The 20,179-nt window shown below is 69.0% G+C and carries 20 protein-coding genes, 1 pseudogene and 1 riboswitch; of the genes and pseudogenes, 13 read left to right on the top strand and 8 right to left on the bottom strand.

What is annotated here, in order from left to right:
• The 8 genes from WA944_RS13280 to WA944_RS13245 form a co-directional block, all read left to right on the top strand.
• A partial coding sequence (locus WA944_RS13280; protein WP_526610511.1) for a sensor histidine kinase occupies positions 1 to 1,206 on the top strand: 1,206 nt, incomplete at its 5' end.
• The gene (locus WA944_RS13275) at positions 1,203 to 1,610 is read left to right on the top strand and encodes a roadblock/LC7 domain-containing protein (protein ID WP_163888493.1); all 408 of its coding nucleotides are present in this window, start codon (positions 1,203 to 1,205) and stop codon (positions 1,608 to 1,610) included. The genes WA944_RS13280 and WA944_RS13275, both read left to right, overlap by 4 nt.
• A gap of 7 nt (positions 1,611 to 1,617) precedes the next feature.
• Positions 1,618 to 1,983, top strand: a complete 366-nt coding sequence (locus WA944_RS13270; protein ID WP_163888494.1) for a DUF742 domain-containing protein — start codon at positions 1,618 to 1,620, stop codon at positions 1,981 to 1,983.
• A complete protein-coding gene (locus WA944_RS13265) occupies positions 1,964 to 2,536 on the top strand; it encodes a GTP-binding protein (RefSeq protein ID WP_163888495.1) in 573 nt (190 codons plus the stop codon). The genes WA944_RS13270 and WA944_RS13265 overlap by 20 nt, the downstream gene beginning before the upstream one ends.
• A 4-nt stretch (positions 2,537 to 2,540) precedes the next feature.
• On the top strand, positions 2,541 to 3,092 hold the full coding sequence (locus WA944_RS13260) for a pentapeptide repeat-containing protein (RefSeq protein WP_163888496.1): 552 nt from the start codon (positions 2,541 to 2,543) through the stop codon (positions 3,090 to 3,092).
• A gap of 54 nt (positions 3,093 to 3,146) precedes the next feature.
• Positions 3,147 to 4,721 carry an FMN-binding glutamate synthase family protein gene (locus tag WA944_RS13255; RefSeq protein ID WP_526374510.1) on the top strand — a complete coding sequence of 525 codons (1,575 nt, stop codon included), beginning with the start codon at positions 3,147 to 3,149 and terminating at the stop codon, positions 4,719 to 4,721.
• A 92-nt stretch (positions 4,722 to 4,813) separates the two neighbouring features.
• Positions 4,814 to 5,260 carry an RrF2 family transcriptional regulator gene (locus WA944_RS13250; RefSeq protein ID WP_526374508.1) on the top strand — a complete coding sequence of 149 codons (447 nt, stop codon included), beginning with the start codon at positions 4,814 to 4,816 and terminating at the stop codon, positions 5,258 to 5,260.
• 35 nt (positions 5,261 to 5,295) lie between these two features.
• Positions 5,296 to 6,507, top strand: coding sequence for a globin domain-containing protein (locus WA944_RS13245; protein WP_526374506.1), 1,212 nt, complete (start codon positions 5,296 to 5,298; stop codon positions 6,505 to 6,507).
• Here WA944_RS13245 and WA944_RS13240 read toward each other — a convergent pair.
• The 3 genes from WA944_RS13240 to WA944_RS13230 form a co-directional block, all read right to left on the bottom strand.
• Entirely contained in the window at positions 6,504 to 7,112 is a 609-nt protein-coding gene (locus WA944_RS13240) for a TetR/AcrR family transcriptional regulator C-terminal ligand-binding domain-containing protein (RefSeq protein WP_526647017.1), read from the bottom strand. The two genes, WA944_RS13245 and WA944_RS13240, sit on opposite strands and share 4 nt — an antisense overlap.
• A gap of 67 nt (positions 7,113 to 7,179) precedes the next feature.
• The gene (locus WA944_RS13235; RefSeq protein WP_526607856.1) at positions 7,180 to 9,741 is read right to left on the bottom strand and encodes an FHA domain-containing protein; all 2,562 of its coding nucleotides are present in this window, start codon (positions 9,739 to 9,741) and stop codon (positions 7,180 to 7,182) included.
• 54 nt (positions 9,742 to 9,795) lie between these two features.
• Positions 9,796 to 10,191: a nuclear transport factor 2 family protein gene (locus WA944_RS13230; RefSeq protein WP_163888501.1), complete on the bottom strand. Its 396-nt coding sequence runs from the start codon at positions 10,189 to 10,191 to the stop codon at positions 9,796 to 9,798.
• 58 nt (positions 10,192 to 10,249) lie between these two features.
• Between WA944_RS13230 and WA944_RS13225 the strand changes: the two genes are divergently transcribed.
• Entirely contained in the window at positions 10,250 to 10,813 is a 564-nt protein-coding gene (locus WA944_RS13225) for a TetR/AcrR family transcriptional regulator (protein WP_526368406.1), read from the top strand.
• On the opposite strand, the gene WA944_RS13220 is transcribed toward WA944_RS13225, so the two are convergent.
• Positions 10,797 to 12,005, bottom strand: coding sequence for an NADH:flavin oxidoreductase (locus WA944_RS13220; protein WP_526611653.1), 1,209 nt, complete (start codon positions 12,003 to 12,005; stop codon positions 10,797 to 10,799). The genes WA944_RS13225 and WA944_RS13220 overlap by 17 nt on opposite strands.
• Positions 12,006 to 12,051: 46 nt before the next feature.
• Between WA944_RS13220 and WA944_RS13215 the strand changes: the two genes are divergently transcribed.
• The 4 genes and pseudogenes from WA944_RS13215 to WA944_RS13200 all read left to right on the top strand — a co-directional run bounded on the left by WA944_RS13215 (position 12,052) and on the right by WA944_RS13200 (position 15,700).
• Positions 12,052 to 12,957: a bifunctional methylenetetrahydrofolate dehydrogenase/methenyltetrahydrofolate cyclohydrolase gene (locus WA944_RS13215; protein ID WP_526647018.1), complete on the top strand. Its 906-nt coding sequence runs from the start codon at positions 12,052 to 12,054 to the stop codon at positions 12,955 to 12,957.
• A complete protein-coding gene (locus WA944_RS13210; RefSeq protein WP_526369933.1) occupies positions 12,930 to 13,247 on the top strand; it encodes a DUF3017 domain-containing protein in 318 nt (105 codons plus the stop codon). Before WA944_RS13215 ends, WA944_RS13210 begins: the two co-directional genes overlap by 28 nt.
• Positions 13,248 to 13,354: 107 nt before the next feature.
• Positions 13,355 to 14,457 (top strand): annotated as a pseudogene (locus WA944_RS13205) (ferredoxin reductase).
• A 10-nt stretch (positions 14,458 to 14,467) separates the two neighbouring features.
• Positions 14,468 to 15,700: a fatty acid desaturase family protein gene (locus WA944_RS13200; protein ID WP_526369935.1), complete on the top strand. Its 1,233-nt coding sequence runs from the start codon at positions 14,468 to 14,470 to the stop codon at positions 15,698 to 15,700.
• Positions 15,701 to 15,779: 79 nt separating this feature from the next.
• On the opposite strand, the gene WA944_RS13195 is transcribed toward WA944_RS13200, so the two are convergent.
• From WA944_RS13195 to ephH, 4 genes are all read right to left on the bottom strand, one after another.
• Entirely contained in the window at positions 15,780 to 16,508 is a 729-nt protein-coding gene (locus WA944_RS13195) for a class I SAM-dependent methyltransferase (protein ID WP_526647016.1), read from the bottom strand.
• On the bottom strand, positions 16,505 to 17,635 hold the full coding sequence (gene metX / locus WA944_RS13190) for a homoserine O-acetyltransferase MetX (RefSeq protein WP_526369939.1): 1,131 nt from the start codon (positions 17,633 to 17,635) through the stop codon (positions 16,505 to 16,507). Before metX ends, WA944_RS13195 begins: the two co-directional genes overlap by 4 nt.
• 10 nt (positions 17,636 to 17,645) lie before the next feature.
• Complete coding sequence (locus WA944_RS13185) at positions 17,646 to 18,989, bottom strand: bifunctional o-acetylhomoserine/o-acetylserine sulfhydrylase (RefSeq protein WP_526611656.1); 1,344 nt, start codon at positions 18,987 to 18,989, stop codon at positions 17,646 to 17,648.
• A gap of 127 nt (positions 18,990 to 19,116) precedes the next feature.
• Positions 19,117 to 19,233: riboswitch (SAM riboswitch) on the bottom strand.
• Positions 19,234 to 19,324: 91 nt separating this feature from the next.
• Positions 19,325 to 20,107 (bottom strand): epoxide hydrolase EphH, encoded by a 783-nt coding sequence (gene ephH / locus WA944_RS13180; RefSeq protein WP_526371173.1) that lies wholly within the window; start codon positions 20,105 to 20,107, stop codon positions 19,325 to 19,327.
• Positions 20,108 to 20,179 lie beyond the last annotated feature (72 nt).

The raw sequence follows: 20,179 nt of genomic DNA, 5'->3' as shown, positions 1-20,179 counted from the left end.
CACCTGGCGGCACGGATGCGTCGCAACGGCGCCAACCTGATGGTGCTGGCGGGTGCCCGGATTCCCCGCGAGCAGGCCGACCCGGTGCCGGTGACCGCGCTCGTCAACGCGGCGGCCTCCGAGGTGGAGGACTACACCCGCATCACCACCGCCGGCCTGCCCGACACCGAGATCGCCGGGGCAGTCGCGGGCGACCTCGTGCACCTGCTTGCCGAGCTGCTGGACAACGCGCTGCGATACTCGCCGCCCACGTCGCAGGTGAAGGTCTCGGCGGTGCCCACCGGCACCGGTGGCCTGGTGGTCGAGGTCGCCGACACCGGCCTGGGAATGACAGAACCCGACCTGCGGGTGGCCAACACCCGCCTGCAGTCCGGTGGCGAGGTCAACCCCTACACCGCCCGGCACATGGGCCTTTTTGTGGTGGGACGGCTTGCCGCTCAGCACGGGCTGGTGGTGCGGCTGCGCAGCACCGTCGCCGAGGAACCCGGCTCGGGCACCACCGCGGGGGTGTACGTGCCGGCCGGGCAGCTCGTCGGCGCCGCACCGCGGCTGACCTATAGCGTGGCCGACGAACAGCAGGCCGACGCGCACGCCGGTATCGCCACCGCCCTCGCCCTCGACGAGCCGCGGCACACCGAGCCCGTCGCTGTCCCAGCGGCGGATCAGCTGCCGCAGCGCCGGCCCGGCGCCAGCGGGATCACCGCCCCCGAACCGGTCGCGGCCCAGCAGCCACCCGGCCGCTCCGACGTCGCCGCGTTCTTCGCGCCCCGCAACGGACATTCCCGTCACGCCGCCCCCGAGGAACCCGACAGCGCGGACGCCATCTATCAGAAGATGCTCTCCGAGTGGCTCGTCGACCCGCATGAGCTGTCCCAGAGCACCGACCTGAACTGGAAGTCGGTCTGGGACCACGGCTGGTCGGCCGCCGCCGCCGCGGACGACGCGCCGGTGCGCGACCACACAGCCGAGGGCCTGCCGATGCGTCAACCGGGAGCGCGTCTGGTGCCCGGAGCCGCCGAGCATGCCGCAGGCGAGCAGCACCGTCGGCGGGTAACATCGCCCGTCGAGGGGGGTAACGGCAGCGGCGCTCACACGACGCCTGTCCGTGATCCCGACGCCGTCCGGGCGAGCATCGGTAACCACTTCGGCGGCGTGCACGCCGCCCGCTCCCGCGTTCGGCAGACCGGAGGAGCCGACACCGAATGACCGACTCGCAGCAGCGCGATTCGCTCGACTGGCTGGTGTCCCGGTTCGCCCGAGAGGTGGCGGGGGTTTCCCACGCGATCCTGGTGTCGGCGGACGGACTGCTGATGGCGGCCAGCGAGCACATGCCGGGGGAGCGGGCCGACCAGCTCGCGGCGGTCGCTTCCGGCCTGGCGAGTCTGTCGACCGGTGCAGCTCAACTCTTCGACGGCGGACACGTGCTGCAGTCGGTGGTCGAGATGGAGAACGGTTACCTGCTGCTGATGAGGGTCGGCGACGGGTCGAACCTCGCGACGCTGGCCGTGCACCACTGCGACATCGGACAGATCGGCTACGAGATGGCGATCCTGGTGGAACAGGTGGGATCGGTCGTCCAGTCCGCGCGACGCACCCCGCAACACTCGTGAGCGCCCGATGGATCAGGGGCGCAGCGACGACGAGCCGAGTCTGGTCCGCCCGTACACGCTGACCGCCGGGCGCACCGACGCACGTGTCGAGCTCCCGCTGGAGGCGCCGGTGGGCGCGGTGTCCCCCGCGCAGCCGCCGGGGTGGCCGGGCAACGACGTCCGCGGGCAGATTCTGGCGATGTGTGCCGAGCGTCCCTCGGTCGCCGAGATTGCCGCGCATCTCTCACTGCCGCTCGGCGTGGCGCGGGTGCTGGTGGGGGATCTGGTGGTGCAGGGTTATCTGCGGGTGCACACCACCCTGGGCGGGGCCGCGACGGCCGACGAACGACGTGAACTGATCGGGAGGACTCTGCGTGGTCTCAGGGCACTCTAGGGGGGCGGCGTCGACGAAGATCGTCATCTCCGGTGGCTTCGGGGCCGGAAAGACGACGTTCGTGGGCGCGGTGTCGGAGATCGTTCCGCTGCGCACCGAGGCCCTGGTGACCAACGCCTCGGCGGGGGTCGACGGTCTGGATGCCACCCCGATGAAGACGACCACCACGGTCGCCATGGATTTCGGCCGGATCAGCCTGGGCGAGGACCTGGTGCTGTACCTGTTCGGCACCCCGGGGCAGCGACGGTTCTGGTTCATGTGGGACGACCTGGTACGCGGCGCGATCGGTGCGATCGTCCTTGTCGACGTTCGCCGACTGGCCGACAGCTTTGCCGCGGTGGATTTCTTCGAGGCGCGGAACCTACCGTTTCTGGTTGCCGTCAACGAGTTCGACGGTGCGCCGCGACATCCGCTCGGAGCGGTGCGCACGGCGCTCGCCCTGTCCGACCACGTGCCGGTGATGGCCGTCGACGCCCGCAGTCGGGACTCGGCGAAGGCGGCGCTGATCGCGGTCGCCGAGTACGCGCTGAGCCGGCTCACGCCGGCCGGCTGACGGGGTGGACTCCTTCGAGGCCGATCGTGAGTTCGACGGTTGCGATTTCCGCGACGACGACCTCAGCCGGCTCAAGACCGAGCGGGTGATATTCACCGGGTGCAACTTCTCCGGTGTCGACCTGTCCGACTCCGAGCATGTCGGCTCCGCGTTCCGCAACTGCACGTTTCGCCGAACTTCGCTGTGGCACAGCACGTTCCGCCACTGCAGCTTCCTGGGGTCGACGTTCACCGAGTGCCGGATGCGGCCGGTGACGATGGTCGAGGTGGATTTCACGCTGGCCGTTCTCGGCGGCGCCGACCTGCGCAAGGTCGACCTGTCCGATTGCAGGCTGCGTGAGGCCAGCCTGGTGGGCACCGACCTGCGCGAGGCGGTGTTGCGGCGCGCCGACCTCAGCGGCGTGCGGGCACAGGACGCGCGCCTCGAGGGTGCCGATCTGCGGGGCGCCCGTACCGATCCGACGTTCTGGACCACCGCGAAACTGCGGGGCGCCAAGGTCGACATCGAGCAGGGGCTGGCCTACGCGGCGGCGCACGGACTCGACATCGGCGGGTGAGTCGGGTGAGTCCGGGACCGTTTCGGCTCGTGCTGGGCGGGAAACACTTCGCGCATGAGCCGCGTTCGCAGCGTTGTCGCAGCCGTCGGATCGGCCGCGGCAGCAGTCGTGGCCCGCGACCTCTTCCAGCGCAAGCACGCGTTGCTGCGCAACTATCCTCTCCTCGGGCGCGCCCGGTACCTGCTGGAATCCGTCGGCCCGGAGCTGCGGCAGTACATCGTCGCCGCCAACGACGAGGAGCGGCCGTTCACCCGTGACCAGCGCCGGTGGGTCTACGCCTCGGCGAAGAGCGAGAACAACTACTTCGGGTTCGGCACCGACAACGATCTCGAGTACACGGCCGGCTATCCGGTGATCAAGCACCGCACCTTCAGCCGCGCAGCACCCGCCACCGGGCCGCAGGCCACCCGCGCGGTCGAGCTGCCGTGCGCAAAGGTGATCGGTGCCGCGCGCGGCCGCCGGCAGGCGTTTCGGCCGAGATCGGTGGTCAACATCTCGGCGATGAGTTTCGGCTCGCTGTCGGCCAACGCCGTCGAGGCTCTCAACCGCGGCGCCGCGATCGCCGGCTGCCTGCACAACACCGGGGAAGGTGGGCTGTCCCGCTACCACCGCCACGGCGGCGAGTTGATCTTCCAGATCGGAACCGCCTATTTCGGCTGCCGCGACGCCGAGGGCCGCTTCAGCATCGACAAGCTCAAGGACGTGGTGGCCGGTGCGCCCGTGCGGGCCCTGGAGATCAAACTCAGCCAGGGGGCCAAGCCGAGTCTGGGCGGGTTGTTGCCCGCGACCAAGGTGTCCGCCGAGATCGCCGCCGCCCGCGGCATCCCGGAGGGGCGCGACTGCGCCAGCCCGTCGCGGCACGCCGAGTTCGACGACACCGACAGCCTGCTCGACTGGGTCGAGTTACTCGCCGCCGAGACCGGGCTACCGGTGGGGATCAAGTCGGCGGTCGGCGATCTCGAGTTCTGGCACGGGCTCGCCGACCTGATGTGCAGAACGGACCGCGGGGTCGACTTCGTGACCATCGACGGCGGCGAGGGCGGCACTGGCGCGGCGCCGCTGATCTTCACCGACACCGTGTCGCTGCCGTTCCAGCTCGGCTTCGCCAGGGTGTATCAGATCTTCGCCGAACGCGGTCTGCAGGAGCGGGTCGCCTTCATCGGCGGCGGCAAGCTCGGCCTGCCCGACAACGCCGTGGTCGCCTTCGCGCTGGGCTGCGACATGGTGAGCGTGGCGCGCGAACCGATGCTGGCGATCGGGTGTATCCAGGCTCAGAAGTGCCACACCGACACCTGCCCCACCGGGGTCGCCACCCAGAACGCCTGGCTGGCCCGCGGCCTGGTGCCCGAAGAGAAGGCGGTCCGGACCGCGAACTACATCAAGACGATGCGCCGGGACCTGGTGAAGGTGGCCGAGGCGTGTGGAGTGGAGCATCCCGGCCTGATCAGTACCGACTCCGTGGACGTCCTCGACGGCCGCACCGGCTCCACGCCGCTGCACGAGGTCTACGGGTACAAGCCGGGAATGGGGCTCCCGTCGGCGGCGGACTGTGACGAGATCGTCCGCCTGATGGCTGTTCGGGAACCGCAGGGCGGTACGGCGCCACCGTCGCCGTCCGCCGTCAGCTGATGAGCCTGGTCAAAAAACCGCACGTCATGGGGTGTTTGACGGCACGCCGCTAAAAGTCGCATCTGCGATGCGCAATTACTAGCGTCAGTGGCATGCAACTGACCCGGTTCACCGATCTCGGGCTACGGGCGATGATGCTGCTCGCTGCCGGGGAGGCCGACGGTCAGCGGGTCACCACCGGTTCGATCGCCGCCGGCGCCAACGCCTCGGAGAACCACATCGCCAAGGCGGTCTCCCGGCTGGCCGACCTCGGCATGGTGCACGCCCGTCGCGGCCGCACCGGGGGTCTCGCCCTCACCGAGGAGGGACGGCGAGCGTCCGTCGGGTGGCTGGTCCGTCGCCTCGAAGGCGACCGGGAGGTCATCGAGTGCGGTGGCGAGAACCCGTGCCCGCTGATCTCGGCATGCCGGCTGCGGCGCGCGCTCGCCGACGCCAAGGAAGCGTTTTACCGCGAGCTGGACCGCTACAACGTCAGCGATCTGTCCCGGGGAGCGAACCTGTCGCTGCTGACCATGAGCCACGGCCCGCCCACAACCTGAGTAACGGCCCACCCACCACCACCGAAAGGCCCACGATGAACGTCACCGCCGCACCCGCCGAACTCGAGCCCGCGCACGCGCAGATCGTGTCCGCGACGCTTCCGCTGATCGGTGCGCACATCGACGAGATCACCACCGACTTCTATCGCCGGATGTTCGACGCCCACCCGGAACTGCTGCGCAACCTTTTCAACCGCGGCAACCAGGCCCAAGGCGGCCAGCAGCGTGCGCTGGCGGCGTCCATCGCGACCTTCGCCACCCATCTGGTCGACCCGGCGCTGCCGCACCCGGCCGAGCTGCTGTCGCGGATCGGGCACAAGCACGCCTCGCTCGGGGTGACCGCAGACCAGTACCCGATCGTGTACGAGAATCTGTTCGCCGCGATCGTGGCGGTGCTGGGCGCCGACACCGTCACCGAAGAGGTGGCCGGGGCCTGGGACCGGGTGTTCTGGATCATGGCCGACACCCTGATCGCTCTCGAGCGCGACCTCTACCGCGCCGCGGGGGTCGACGACGGCAACGTGTACCGCCGGGCCCGGGTGGTCTCGAGGGTCGACGACCCGTCCGGCACCGTGCTCCTCACCGTCCGGTCAGACGATGAGCCGTTCTCCGATTTCCTTCCGGGACAGTATGTTTCGGTCGGGGTGACGCTGCCCGACGGCGCCCGCCAGCTGCGCCAGTACAGCCTGGTCAACGCCCCCGGCGACGAGCTGACCTTCGCGGTCAAGCCGGTGTCGGCCATCGCCGATCAGCCCGCCGGTGAGGTGTCCGGTTGGATCGCGGCGAACGTGTGTGTCGGCGACCTGCTCGATGTCACCGTGCCGTTCGGCGATCTGCCCGCCCCGACCGGTGACGTGCCGCTGGTGTTGATTGCGGCGGGCATCGGGATCACCCCGATGGTCGGCATCCTGGAACACCTCGCCGCCGAGGCGCCGGACACCGCGGTGCGGGTGCTGCACGCCGACCGCAGTGACCAGAGCCATCCGCTGCGGGAACGCCAGCACGAACTGGTCACCCAGTTGCCTCGCGCCGACCTTGACGTCTGGTACGAGGACGGAATCACCGCCGGCGCGCATCCCGGCCTGTTGTCACTGGACGGTGTCGAGCTTCCCGACGGCGCCCACTTCTACCTGTGCGGCAACAGCGGTTTCGTGCAGGCGGTCCGCTCCCAGCTGGTCGGTCGCGGGGTGCTCGCCGAGCGGATGCACTGCGAGCTGTTCTCGCCCAACGACTGGCTGCTCGGCTAACCGGCGCGGATTGCGCGGGTCACCATGTCGGCGATGGCGCGGCAGTACTTGGGCGTGACCGGCAGGTCGGTGAACAGGGCGACGCTGTGCAGTGGCGAGGTCAGCAGCTGCAGCGTCATCAACGGGTCCGCGTCGCCGCGCAGCTCACCGCGGGCGGCGGCTCGCGCGAAGATGTCCTCGATCGTTTTGCGGCGCAACATCCAGAACTGCACCCTGGTCTCGGAGTCGACGGCCATGGACTTGCAGTCGACGACGAACATCCGGGTGATCCTGCGTCCGACGGGATCGTTGAGGATTGTGCCGAGGGACAGCGCGAGCGCGGTGAGGTCGCTGTGCAGCGAGCCGGTGTCGCGCAGTGCGATCAGCGTTTCGCTGTAGCCGGTCATCGTGTCGATGATGAGTTGTCGTTCGCTGACCCAGGTCTGGCGGAGGTACTCGGTGGGCAGGCGGGAGCGGTGTGCGACCCCTTCGAAGCTGAAGCGGTCCACGCCCCACTGCTGCATCTCTGCAAGCGCGCCGTCCAGTGCGGCACTGCGCATCGTCACGTCGCTTTCGGACACGTCGCTTTCGGACACGTTGTTTTCGGACACGTCGTTCTCGGACACTTGCTGTTCCATCGCCACCCCCGCGCATGACCCTACGGAAGATGACGCGGCTTGCCTACCGCTTCTGTCAGGCGGGTTTGAGCCGCAGCCGCCAGCGCACGAACCCCAGATAGAAGACGCTGATCGCCGCCAGCATCGCCATGTCGAACAGCCATGCGCCGGAGGTATGCTCCCAGTGCCGGTCCTTCGGTGTCAACGGTCCGGGCACCAGCCGGATCAGGTCGATCGTGGACGCCGAGGCTGCGAAACCCCACCGCGCCGGTGTGGCCCAAGACATCTGGTCGAGCACCAGCCGGTCGGTCACCGGGATCATGCCACCGGAGAACACCAGCTGGCTCATGATCGCGACCACCAGCAGCGGCATGATCTGCTCGGACGACTTGGCCAGAGCGGACAGCGCCAGGCCGACCATCGCCGCGGCCACGCACGTCGCCGCGATGTCGACGAACAACTCCAGGCTGCGGTCGCCGATCACCGCGCCACTCTCGACCGACCCCGGACCCCAGCCCTTGCCCGCGATCGCGATCGACGTGACGATCGCCGACTGCACGATGGCGAAGGCGGTGAACACCACCACCTTCGCCATCAGATAAGCGGTCGTGGACAGGCCGACGGCCTGCTCGCGTTTGAAGATGGCCCGCTCGCCGATCAGTGCGCGGATGGTCAGGGCGGTGCCCATGAAGATCGCACCCACGTTGAGCATCACCAGGATCTGTCCCGGCTCGTTGGGCGCTTCACCGCCTTCCATCGCGGTCCTCGGCACGCCGAACCCGACGTCGCCGGGTACCGACAGCGACAGCACACCCATGATGAACGGCAGCATCATCAGGAACGCGAAGTAGCCGCGGTCGGAGATCACCAGCCGGATCTGGCGCCGGGCGATCGTGGACAACTGCCTCGGCACGCTGGTGCGGGCCGGGTTGCCCAGCTCCGACGGGGTCAGGGCGGCCGGTGGCGGTGGCGGCGGCCCGTGCTGGGCCAGGTAGCGCTGCGCTGCGGCGTCCGGGTCACCGGCGACGCCGGAGAAGATGTCGGCCCAGTTGGTCGTCCCCATCGACGCGCCGATCTGGTCGGGCGGGCCGTAGAAGGCGGTCTTGCCCCCCGGGGCGAGCAGCAGCACCTGGTCGCAGACGTCGAGGTAGGTCAGGGAGTGGGTGACGACGAGCACCACGCGGCCGGCGTCGGCCAGCTGCCGCAGCATCGTCATCACCTGGCGGTCCAGCGCCGGGTCCAGACCCGAGGTCGGCTCGTCGAGGATGAGCAGTGACGGGCCGGTCAGCAGTTCGAGCGCCACCGAGGCCCGCTTGCGCTGCCCGCCGGAGAGCTTGTCGACGCGGGTGTCGAGGTGCTTGGTCATCTCGAGTTCCTCGAGCACCTCGTTGACGACCTGCTCGCGGTCGGTCTTGGTGGTGTCGGGGGGCAGCCGAAGCTCGGCGGCGTACATCAGCGCCTGCCGGACCGTCAGCTGGCCGTGCACCACGTCGTCCTGGGGCACCATGCCGATCCGGGACCGCAGCGATGCGTACTCGGCGTGCACGTCGTGGCCTTCGAACGACACCTGGCCGGTGGTCGGGTGGGTGTAGCCGGCGACCAGCCGGGCGAACGTGGACTTGCCCGCGCCCGAGGGCCCGATCACGGCGGTCAGCGTCCCCGGCCGTGCGGAGATCGAGATGTTCTCCAGCAGCGTCTTGTTGCCCTCGATGGTCCAGGTGACGCCGTGCACGTCCAGGCCGCCGGTGGTGGTGTCGGCGGCGGTCGCGGTGCGACGGACCAGGGTGCCGTCGCGGAACAGCAGGTCGACGTTGCCGATGGTGACCGTGTCGCCTTCGGTCAGCGTCGCGCTCTCCACCCGGGCGCCGTTGACGAAGGTGCCGTTGATGCTGCGGTTGTCGCGGATCTCGGCGGTCCCGGACGGTCCCGGGATCAAGGTGGCGTGGTGTCGCGAGGCCAGCACGTCGGGGATGACGATGGTGTTGTCGGGCGCGCGGCCGATCTTGATCGAGCCGGGCGGCGCCTCCTGCGGGCGTCCGGGCCGCAGGATCCGCAGCATGCTGGTCGCGAGGTTGCCGTCCGCGGAGCGTGGCGCTGCCGCCGGGCCCATCACGGTGGCCGACTCCAACCCCGGCGACGACAGGGGCTGCGGTACGGGAGCCGGCCGTGCCGGCGGCGCCGGATTCGAGGGTCCGGTGGGATATCCGGGCTGTCGGCGCGGTGCCGGCGGCCGGATCGTCGGGGCCGGCGGCTGGCTGGGCCAGGCTGTGCCGGAGCGGCCCGCGACGGGAACCGCCGCCGTCGGTGGCGGTGCGCCGACCGAACCCTGATGACGGCCGACCTCGAAGGTCAGCAGTGGCCCGTCTGGGTTGCCGACATGGATCTGCTGGCCGTCGGTGATGTCGACGGCGGGCAGCCGGCGCCCGTTGACGTACATCCCGTTGAGGCTGCCGTTGTCGATGGCGATCCACCGGCCCTGGTCGAACCGCACCACCAGGTGCGCCCTGGAGATCAACGGGTGGGCGATCCGAACGTCGGCGCGCAGATCCCGGCCCACGACGACGTCACTGCCGGGGGCGAAGGTGCGTGGGGATCCGTCGTACCGAACGGTCAGCGCGGGGGGTGCTGGTCGGCTCACGGAGCCGCTCCAGCGGCGACATTAGACATCGGGAGCAACTCTATCGGTATCGGCTCACCCGGTGAGGTGCCACCTGACGGTGTCTGTGATCTGATGCAGCGCCGTTATCTGCCCGTTCCGCACGGCGATGACGTGTGCGAAGGCGGCGTCGACGCCTGTGTCGGCCTCGCGCGCCGAGCCCCGGTAGCGGCCGAGCACGACGACACGGTCGCCGCCTTCGACGGCCAGGAACTCCACCGGTTCGACGTCGAGGTCGTAGAGGGCGTCGATGCGTCCCCACACGTCGGAGATCATCGCGACACGCCCATGGTGCGCACCGCCGACGCCGTCGGGCATACCGTCGCTCACCCGGCCCTCGAAATCCTCTGTCAGCAAGTCGAATAGCGCCTGGCCGTCGTGCTCGGACAGAGCTCTGTAGAAGCGTCGCGCGGTGTGTGTGGCGGTATTCATCAAATCTCCCGAGTGTCGATCACCTATTAGAGGCTATCCTCTATTTTAGGGTGGAGCAATGCCGCGACCCGCCCGATACACCGTCGACGTACTGCTCGACGCGGCGGCCGAACTCCTTGCCGCCGACGGTCCCGCCGCGGTCACGATGTCGGCGGTCGCCCGCACCACCGGGGCGCCGAGCGGCTCGGTCTACCACCGGTTCCCGACCCGCGCGGCGTTGTGCGGCGAGCTGTGGGTGCGCACCGAGGAACGGTTCCAGGAGGCGTTCGTCGAGGCCCTGACGAGCGGCGACGATCCGCAACAGCGGTGTGTGGCCGCCGCGCTCAGCGTTGTCGCGTGGTGCCGCGAACACCCGGTCGAGGCGCAGGTCCTGCTGGCCGGCCCCGACGAACTGGGGTTGCACGAGTGGCCCGAGCCGCTGACCGGTCGACGGAAACGGTTGCAGCGCAAGCTCCGCAAGGTGCTCAACGAGATCCCCGAGGACCCCGGGCGGGTCAGCGCCGCATTGATCGATGTGCCCTACGCGGTGGTGCGGCGCCACCTGCGGGCACGCCAGCCCGTTCCGGCGGGCGCCGACACGATCGTGGCGGACTGCGCCAGGGCACTCATCTCCCCGAACTGACCGGTGACGGCGAACCGGTGCGCACGCAGTAGGTGTGGCTGTAGATCGTCGGCATGCACAGATTGCAGTGGTCGCAGATCGACTTCACGCTGTTGTCGTCCTGGATCCGGTTGAGCAGATCGGGCTCGGCCAGCAGCGCACGTCCCATCGCGACGAAGTCGAAACCCTCGGCCATCGCGCGGTCCATCGTCTCGCGGTTGGTGATTCCGCCGAGCAGGATCAGCGGCATCGTCAACTCCGCGCGGAACTGCTTGGCCTCCCGCATCAGGTAGGCCTCCTGGTACGGGTACTCGCGGATGAACTTCTTGCCCGACATCCGGATGCCCCACCGCAGCGGTGGCTTGAACGCCCGGGAGAACTCCTTGATCGGGGCGCCGCCGCGGAACAGGAACATCGGGTTGAGCAGCGAACTGCCCGCGGTCAGTTCCAGCGCGTCCAGCCCGCCGTCCTCCTCGAGCCATTTGGCGGTCTGGATCGACTCCTCCAGCGGGATGCCGCCGCGCACGCCGTCGGACATGTTCAGCTTCGCGGTGACCGCGATCTGGTCGCCGACCGCTTGTTTGACCGCCAGCACGACCCCGCGGGCCACCTTCGCGCGGTTCTCCAGCGACCCGCCGAACTCGTCGGTGCGGCGGTTGATCAGCGGGCTGAGGAACGCGCTGGCGAGGTAGTTGTGGCCGAGATGGATCTCCACGGCATCGAAGCCCGATTCGATCGCCAGCCGAGCGGCGCGTGCGTGCGCCTCGGTCACGGCGTCGATGTCCTCGCGGCTGGCCTTCTTCGCGAACCGCATCGACAACGGGTTGAAGAACCGCACCGGGGCCAGTGCCTGCGCCTTGTTGGTGCGCGCGTTGGCGACCGGTCCGGCATGACCGATCTGTGCGCTGATCGCCGCGCCCTCGGAATGGATGGCATCGGTCAGCCGGCGCAGCCCGGGCACCGCCTCGGGACGCATCCACAGCTGCCAGCCGTCGGTGCGCCCGCCGGGGGTGACGGCACAGTAGGCGACCGTCGTCATCCCGACCCCGCCGGCGGCCGGCAGCCGGTGGTAGGTGATCAGGTCCTCGGTGACCAGCGCGTCGGGCGTCGACGCCTCGAACGTCGCGGCTTTGATGATCCGGTTGCGGAGCGTGATCGGCCCGAGCTTGGCGGGGGTGAACACATCATGCGGGGCTGTCATGTCGCCGAGCATGCCACGCCTCCGTGGAGAAAGAACCGAGCCTGACACAATGGCTGCCGTGGGTGCGATCACTTTGGACGGCAAGGCCACGCGCGACGAGATCTTCGTCGACCTCACCGAACGCGTCGCGGCTCTGACCGCGGCGGGCCGGACCCCCGGGCTGGCAACGGTGCTGGTCGGCGACGACCCGGGTTCGCAGGCCTACGTCCGCGGCAAGCACAGCGACTGCGCCAAGGTCGGCATCAACTCGATCCGCCGCGACCTGCCCGCCGACATCAGCCAGGGCGCCCTGCTCGAGGTGCTCGACGAGCTCAACGCCAACCCCGACTGCACCGGCTACATCGTCCAACTGCCGCTGCCCAGGCATCTCAACGAGAACGCGGCCCTGGAGCGGGTCGATCCGGACAAGGACGCCGACGGGCTGCACCCGATGAACCTGGGCAAGCTGGTGCTCAACGAGCCGGCCCCGTTGCCGTGCACCCCGCGCGGCATCGTGCACCTGCTTCGGCGCTACCCGGTCGAGATCGCCGGCGCGCACGTCGTCGTCATCGGACGTGGGGTCACCGTCGGCCGCCCGCTGGGGCTGTTGCTGACCCGTCGCTCGGAGAACGCCACGGTGACGCTGTGCCACACCGCCACCCGGCACCTGCCCCAGATCACCCGCGAGGCCGACATCATCGTCGCCGCGGCCGGGGTGCCGCACATGGTGACCGCCGAGATGGTGCGGCCGGGCGCAGCGGTCGCCGACGTGGGGGTCAGCCGCGACGACGCAGGCAAGTTGGTCGGCGACGTACATCCCGACGTGTGGGACGTGGCCGGCCATGTCTCCCCGAATCCCGGTGGCGTCGGGCCGCTGACGCGGGCGTTTCTGCTCACCAACGTCGTCGAGCGGGCCGAGCGGGCCGAGCGCGAAGAGCAGACGGCGCCGATGAGCGCTTGCGCGAAGAGCAGACGGCGCCGGTGACGCTGCGGGAGTGGGGCCGCAGGGTCTTCGGCGGACAGTGGCCCATCCTGGTGGTCGGCCTGTTCCTGCTGGCGGCTTTTGTGCTGGTGGCGATGGGCTACTGGCGCCGCGGCGCGGCGGTGATGGCCGTCGGCGTCGCGGTCGCTGCCGGGCTGCGGTTGACGCTGTCCGACGACCGGATCGGACTGCTGGCGGTGCGCTCCCGCACGGTCGACTTCCTCACCACCGCGTCGGTCAGCGCAGCCATGCTCTACATCGCGTGGACCATCGATCCGCTCGGCACCAGCTAGCGACTTTAGGGCCGGATGCGTTTTAGCTACTCGCGAGTAGGGTAGACCGCTCGCATCGGGCTTGTGACAGCGGTCACAGCCCGTCATCCGCGAGTGAAAGGCGATTGATGGTGTCGGCGTTGAAGACCTTGGCGCGGTGGAGCAAAGCGCCCGCCCGTGATGTGTCCGCCCCCTCGGGATCCTGGGTCAACATGGTTCGCGGCCTGGCTGCGCGGGCCACCACGCCACTGCTGCCCGACGACTATCTGTCGTTGCTGAACCCGCTGTGGTCGGCGCGGGAGCTGCGCGGCGAGATCGTCGAGGTGCGGCCGGAGACCGACGACACGGCCACGGTGATCATCCGTCCCGGGTGGGGATTCTCGGGCGACTACCGGGCGGGGCAGTACGTGGGCATCGGGCTGCGGGTGGCCGGTCGCTGGCACTGGCGGTCGTACTCGCTGACCTCGGTCTCCGATCTGAAAGACGACGACATCTCGATCACGGTCAAGGCCACCCCCGAGGGGTTCCTGTCCACGCACCTGGTCAACGGCGTCGAACCCGGGACCATCATCCGACTCGCGTCCGCCAAAGGCGATTTCGCGCTTCCGGACCCACCTCCGTCGGCATCACCCCGATCATGGCGATGCTGCGGTCCCTGCGGGCTCGAGGTGACCGGCCGGACATCGTGCACGTGCACTCGGCGCCGTCGGCCGACGCGGTGATCTTCCACGACGAGCTGCGCCGGCTGGAAAGCGAGCAGGACGGTTACCGGCTGCACCTGCAGATCACCGAACAGGACGGCAAGCTCGACTTCGACAGGCTCGACGACATCGTGGCCGACTGGCGTGAGCGTTCGGCCTGGGCGTGCGGGCCCACCGCGATGCTCGACACCGTCGAGAAGATTTGGGAGGAGAACGGCCTCGAAGATTCGCTGCACATGGAGCGGTTCAGCATCGCCGCCACCGACAAGGGGGGCGAGGGCGGCACCGTGACGTTCGCGATCTCCGACAAGACCATCGAGATCGACGGCGCGACGTCGATCATGCAGGCCGGGGAAGAGGTCGGCATCCAGATGCCCTTCGGCTGTCGAATGGGCATCTGCCAGACCTGCGTGTTGCCGCTGGAGGCGGGCAACGTGCGCGACTTCCGGTCAGGGCAGGAGCACGGCGCCGGCGACCGGATCCAGACCTGCATCTCCACCGCATCCGGCAACTGCACCATCAACGTCTGAAGGGAACATCATGGCGATCACCGACATCAAGGCCTACGCGCATCTGACCACCGAGGACGTCGAGAACATCACCGCCGAACTCGACGCGATCCGGGCGGACGTGGAGGAATCACGCGGCGAGCGCGACGCGCAGTACATCCGGCGCACCATCCAGTTGCAGCGCGCGTTGGCGGCCGGCGGCCGGGCGGCGCTGTTCGCGAGCAGCAGCCGGATCGCGCGGGTCGCCGGCACCGCGATGCTGGCGACGGCCAAGATCATCGAGAACATGGAGCTGGGCCACAACATCACCCACGGGCAGTGGGACTGGATGAACGACCCGGAGATCCACTCCACCGAATGGGAGTGGGACACCATGTCGCCGTCGGTGCACTGGAAGAAGTCTCACAACTTCATCCACCACAAGTACACCAACGTGGTCGGGCTGGATGACGACATCGGCTACGGCATCATGCGGCTCACCCGGGACCAGCGGTGGGAAGGGTGGATGATCGGCAACCCGATCTACAACCTGACGCTCGGCACCCTGTTCGAGTGGGGGGTGGCGCTGCACGGGGTGGAGACGACGAAGTACCGCAAAGGTGAGAAGTCGATGGCCGAGGTGCGAAAGGACCTCAAGATCATCGGCCGCAAGGTCGGCAAGCAGGTGGGCAAGGACTACATCGTGTTCCCGGCGCTGGCCGGCACCAACTGGAAGCACACCATGAAGGCCAATTTCGTGGCCAACCTGATCCGCAACTACTGGTCCTACATGGTGATCTTCTGCGGTCACTTCCCCGACGGTGCGGACAAGTTCACCGTCGAGGAGTTCGAGAACGAGACGCAGGGCGAGTGGTACCTGCGACAGATGCTGGGGTCGGCGAACTTTCACGCCGGGCCGGTCATGGCGTTCATGAGCGGCAACCTGTGCTACCAGATCGAGCACCATCTGTTCCCGGATCTGCCGAGCAACCGCTATGCGGAGATCAGCGTGCGGGTGCGGGCATTGTGCGAGAAGTACGACCTGCCCTACACGACGGGTCCTCGTGCGCGCCAGTACTTCCAGTCGTTCTGGACGATCCTCAAGCTCGCGCTGCCGGACCGGATGTTGCGGGCCACCGCCGACGACGTACCCGAGACCCGATCGGAGCGCGGGTTCGGCCGGGCTGTCCAGGCCCTCCGCAACGGGGAGGCGGCGCCGTCGTCGGGTCCCCGGCGCGGACTGCTCACCGCGTTGCGGCAGGCCGGAAACCCGGCTGCCGCGTGAGCCGGCTCGCCGCCGCGTGAGAGTGAAGCCAGGGCAGTGAATCAGGCCTTGGTCACGACCAGGAACGCTATTCCGCGGCTCAGGTCAGGGTCGCGCGGAGGCACACCGTGACGTAGGGCAGCGCCAGGCCGCCGACGTTGGCCAGCGCGGGATGGGTGGCCAGCAGCTCGCGCACCCGGTCCAGGGTCTGGGCGCGGACCCGCTCCGGCGAGGTGATGCAGTAGCTGCGCGATGCCACCAGGTCGGTCAGCGCCTGCGGTGTCAGGTAGCTGGTCCACTCCACCTGGTGCCGTTCGACATCACCGAACGGGACGGGGAGGTCCGCGGTGTGGCTGTGCGCGTCGTCGTGGCCGATGATCTGACCGAGGTCCTTCACCCAGCCCATCCGCTCGTCGCGGGTGTTCCACACCAGGCCCAGCCGGCCACCGGGGCGCAGCACGCGGGCCACCTCCTTGATCGCCCGTTCCGGGTCGAACCAGTGCCATGCCTGCGCCACCAGCACCGCGTCGACGCTGTCGTCGGCCAGCGGGATCTCCTCGGCGGTCCCCAGCAGCGCCGGGGTTTCGGGCAGCGACGAACTCAGCAGTTCGAGCATCTCGGGGATCGGGTCGACGGCGAAGACGTCGAGGCCGCGCTCCACCAGCCGGGTGGTCAGTTTGCCGGTCCCGGCGCCCAGGTCCAGCACGGTCCGGGCTCCCGGCGGCAGCAGCCAGTCGATCGACTCCGGCGGGTAGGACGGGCGGCCGCGTTCGTAGGCCGCGGCCTCTGCACCGAACGACAGCGAACGCTGTTCGGGGGAGCCGGTCACCGCGACGCCAGCTCCAACGTCCGGCGGATCAGCTTGCCGACGGCGTCGGTCTCGAGCAGGAAGCCGTCGTGGCCGTAGATCGAATCGACCACGTCGAGCCCGTCGCAGCCAGGCAGCAGCTCGGCCAATTCGGCCTGCAGGCGCAGCGGATAGAGCCGGTCGGAGGTGATACCGCCGACCACCGCGGGTACCGGGCACCCGCGCAGCACCGCCTCCACGCCACCCCTGCCGCGGCCGATGTCGTGGCTCGACAGGGCGTCGGTGAGCGCGACGTAGGTTCCGGCGTCGAAGCGCGACACGATCTTTCGGCCCTGGTACTCCAGATAGCTCTGCACCGAGTAGCGACCACCGGTGGTCGGATCCTCGTCGCCCTGAGGGTCGTTGGCGAAGCGGTCGTCGAGTTCGGTCTCACCGCGATAGGTCAGGTGCGCGAAGCGCCGCGCGATCTGCATGCCCATGTCCGGGCGGCGGTCGGTGCCGTAGTAGTCGCCGTTGCACCAGTTCGGGTCGGCCTTGATGGCCGACACCTGCGTGCTCTGCGTGCCGATCTGGTCGGCGGTGGCGCGTGCCCCGACCGCGAGAACCAGTCCGGCGCGGACGTTGTCGGGGTGGGTGACCATCCACTCGAGCGCCCGCGCCCCACCCATGGATCCGCCGATGACCGCGGCGACCTCGGTGATGCCCAGCCGCTCGAGCGCGGCCACGTCGGCGGCGACCTGATCGCGCACCGTTGTGGTGGGGAACCTTGAACCCCAGGCCTTTCCGTCGGGTGCCAGGGAGCTGGGCCCGGTGGAGCCCCGGCATCCGCCGATGACATTGGTCGAGATCGCGCACCACCGGTCGGTGTCGATCGGCGCGCCCGGACCGGCCACTCCGTCCCACCAGCCCGGGGTCGGGTGGTCGGGTCCGGCAGGGCCGGTGATGTGTGAGTCGCCGGTCAGTGCGTGCAACACCATGACGACGTTGTCGCGTTCGGGGGACAGTTCCCCCCACCGCTGTACAGCGATCGACACGTCGTCGAGAACCGCACCGTTCTCCAGTGTGAGCGGGCCGATCTCGACGACGCCGACCTCGCCCTCGGGGGGCAGCGTCACCCGCTCGTCGGTTGCCACGTCGATGATTGTCACAACACGACCCTCAGAACGACGCAACGGCGTGCGGATCGGTGTGGGTGGCGCTGCACCGCTTGGCCGCGGCGAAGCCTTGCTCCAGGTCGGCGATGATGTCGGCGAAACCCTCGATGCCGACGGCGAGCCGAACCAGGCCGGGTGTCACGCCGGTGGAAAGCTGCTCCTCAGGGGACAGTTGGGCGTGTGTCGTCGAGGCCGGATGGATCACCAGCGAACGCACGTCGCCGATGTTGGCGACGTGGCTGTGCAAGGTCAGGGCGTCGACAAAAGCCTTGCCCGCGTCGACGCCGCCGGCCAGCTCGAATGCCAGCACCGCACCGGTTCCCCTGGGCGCCAACTTCTTTCCCAGCTCATACCACGGCGAGGTGGGAAGTCCCGCGTAGTTGACCGACAGGACGTCGTCGTGCCCGGCGAGGTATTCGGCGACCTTCAGCGCGTTCTCGACGTGCCGTTCGACCCGTAGGCTCAGCGTCTCGAGTCCCTGCGCCACCAGGAACGCGTTGAACGGCGAAGCCGCCGACCCCAGATCACGCAGCAACTGCACCCGGGCCTTGAGCGCGAAGGCCGGCGCGCCGAGTTCGGCGTAGACCACGCCGTGGTAGCTCGGGTCTGGGGTGGTGAAGCCGGGGAACTTGCCGTTCGTCCAGTCGAACGTGCCGCCGTCGACGAGGACACCGGCGATCGTCGTCCCGTGACCACCGAGGTACTTGGTGGCCGAGTGCACGACGATGTCGGCGCCGTGGGCGAGCGGCTGGATCAGGTACGGCGTGGCGATGGTGTTGTCGACGATCAGCGGGACACCGGCGTCGTGCGCGACCGCGGCGACCGACGGGATGTCGAGCACGTCGATCTGCGGGTTGGAGATGGTCTCGCCGAAGAACGCCTTGGTGTTGGGCTGCACTGCGGCCCGCCAGGACTCGGGGTCGTCGGGGTTGTCGACGAAGCTGACCTCGATGCCGAGCTTGGGCAGCGAATAATGGAACAGGTTGTAGGTGCCGCCGTAGAGCCGCGGACTCGACACGATGTGATCGCCGGCGTTGGCCAGGTTCAGGATCGCGAACGTCTCGGCGGCCTGCCCGGAGGCCAGGAACAGTGCTGCGACACCGCCTTCGAGCGCCGCGATGCGTTGCTCGACGGCGTCGTGTGTCGGGTTCATGATGCGGGTGTAGATGTTGCCGGGTTCGGCAAGGCCGAACAGCGCCGCCGCATGGTCGGTGCTGTTGAACGTGTAGCTGGTGGTCTGGTAGATCGGCAGGGCCCGCGCGTTGGTGGCGCTGTCCGGGGTCTGCCCGGCGTGGACCTGCTTGGTCTCGAATGCCCAGTTGGCGGTGGGATCGGTGGTGTCGGTCATCATGTTCTCCAGTCGTGAGGGGCGCCTGGGGGTGGGTCGACGAAGTGCAGTGTCGGTCAGCGACAACTGCGCGGCGTGGACCTCGCCATCAGGTTTCCCCGTCTACTCAGGGGGCCCGTTCACGGCGGACCCGCGCTTGCCTTACAGCCGGTGGCTGCTCAACCTGGTCATCACCCGGGGCACCCCACCGCGGTTGGAGGGTTGCCGGCCAGCGAGCCGGGGCTTGACGCTGGCGCTCATGACCGAAACGAACACTATCGCACGTTGCTACAGGGGTGCCAGTGGGTTCTGCCGAATGCGGCTCCACCTGCGAGGACCACGCGGGTTGCGGGGTCTCAGCCGATGGCCTGCTGTGGTTGGCTGTGCCGGTCGACGAAGTCGGCGATCACCGCGGTGACGCGCTCCGGTGCCTCCAGCATCGGGATGTGGCCGACGCCGTCGAGCTCGATCACCTCCGCGGTGTCGGGCATGTGCTTGAGGAAGTAGAGATGGCCGCGCGGCGCGGGGAACACCCGGTCGTTCTCGCAGATGACCAGCTGGGTGGGTGCGCCGAGGTTGGCGAGCTCGAGAAGGCCGGGCATGCGCAGCGTCTTGACCAGCAGCTGCAGGTAGGCGTGGCAGTGGGTGGCGTCCTCGATCAGGTCGTGCAGCTCGGCGTCGGGCGGCCCGTCGGCCGGGCCGCTGACCGGCAGGGTGGCGATCCGACGCGCGAACGGCAGCTTGAGGATGCGCGGGCCCAACAGGCGCGCGGCGATCAGCGCCGGGCCGCCCGCGATGAACTTCAGCACGGTCTCGTACTTCGTCAGGGAGTGCTGCGACCAGCCCCCGGCAGGGGCGATCGCGGTCAGGGTCTTGGCCCGGCCGCGACGTTCCAGCTCGAAGCCCACCCAGCCGCCCAGCGAGTTGCCGACGATGTGGGCGGTCTGCCAGCCCAGCCGGTCCATCCGCTCTTCGATGTCGTCGACGAGCAGCTCGGTGTGCAGCAGCCACGTCGGCGACTTACGGCCCCCGTGGTGGCCGACCATCGTCGGCGCGTACACCTCGAACCGGCCGGTGCCCGCAAGGTCGTCGGCGACGGTGCGCCAGACGTTCTGGGAGCACAGGAACGGGTGCAGCATCAGGATCGGTTCGCCCGATCCGGCATGGATCGGCTCTCGGGGTGCCTGAGCCCGACATTAAGGTGATACCGC

The sequence above is a fragment of the Mycobacterium sp. genome, from assembly GCF_049683355.1.
GTDB lineage: Bacteria > Actinomycetota > Actinomycetes > Mycobacteriales > Mycobacteriaceae > Mycobacterium.
This window is presented reverse-complemented; position numbering and strand designations above follow the sequence as displayed.

Coding starts and splice junctions, on each gene's coding strand:
- WA944_RS13275 (WP_163888493.1), top strand. CDS start 1,203: ATGACCGACTCGCAGCAGCGCGATTCGCTCGACTGGCTGGTGTCCCGG.
- WA944_RS13270 (WP_163888494.1), top strand. CDS start 1,618: ATGGATCAGGGGCGCAGCGACGACGAGCCGAGTCTGGTCCGCCCGTAC.
- WA944_RS13255 (WP_526374510.1), top strand. CDS start 3,147: ATGAGCCGCGTTCGCAGCGTTGTCGCAGCCGTCGGATCGGCCGCGGCA.
- WA944_RS13250 (WP_526374508.1), top strand. CDS start 4,814: ATGCAACTGACCCGGTTCACCGATCTCGGGCTACGGGCGATGATGCTG.
- WA944_RS13245 (WP_526374506.1), top strand. CDS start 5,296: ATGAACGTCACCGCCGCACCCGCCGAACTCGAGCCCGCGCACGCGCAG.
- WA944_RS13230 (WP_163888501.1), bottom strand. CDS start 10,191: ATGAATACCGCCACACACACCGCGCGACGCTTCTACAGAGCTCTGTCC.
- WA944_RS13225 (WP_526368406.1), top strand. CDS start 10,250: ATGCCGCGACCCGCCCGATACACCGTCGACGTACTGCTCGACGCGGCG.
- WA944_RS13220 (WP_526611653.1), bottom strand. CDS start 12,005: ATGCTCGGCGACATGACAGCCCCGCATGATGTGTTCACCCCCGCCAAG.
- WA944_RS13200 (WP_526369935.1), top strand. CDS start 14,468: ATGGCGATCACCGACATCAAGGCCTACGCGCATCTGACCACCGAGGAC.
- WA944_RS13185 (WP_526611656.1), bottom strand. CDS start 18,989: ATGACCGACACCACCGATCCCACCGCCAACTGGGCATTCGAGACCAAG.
- ephH (WP_526371173.1), bottom strand. CDS start 20,107: ATGCTGCACCCGTTCCTGTGCTCCCAGAACGTCTGGCGCACCGTCGCC.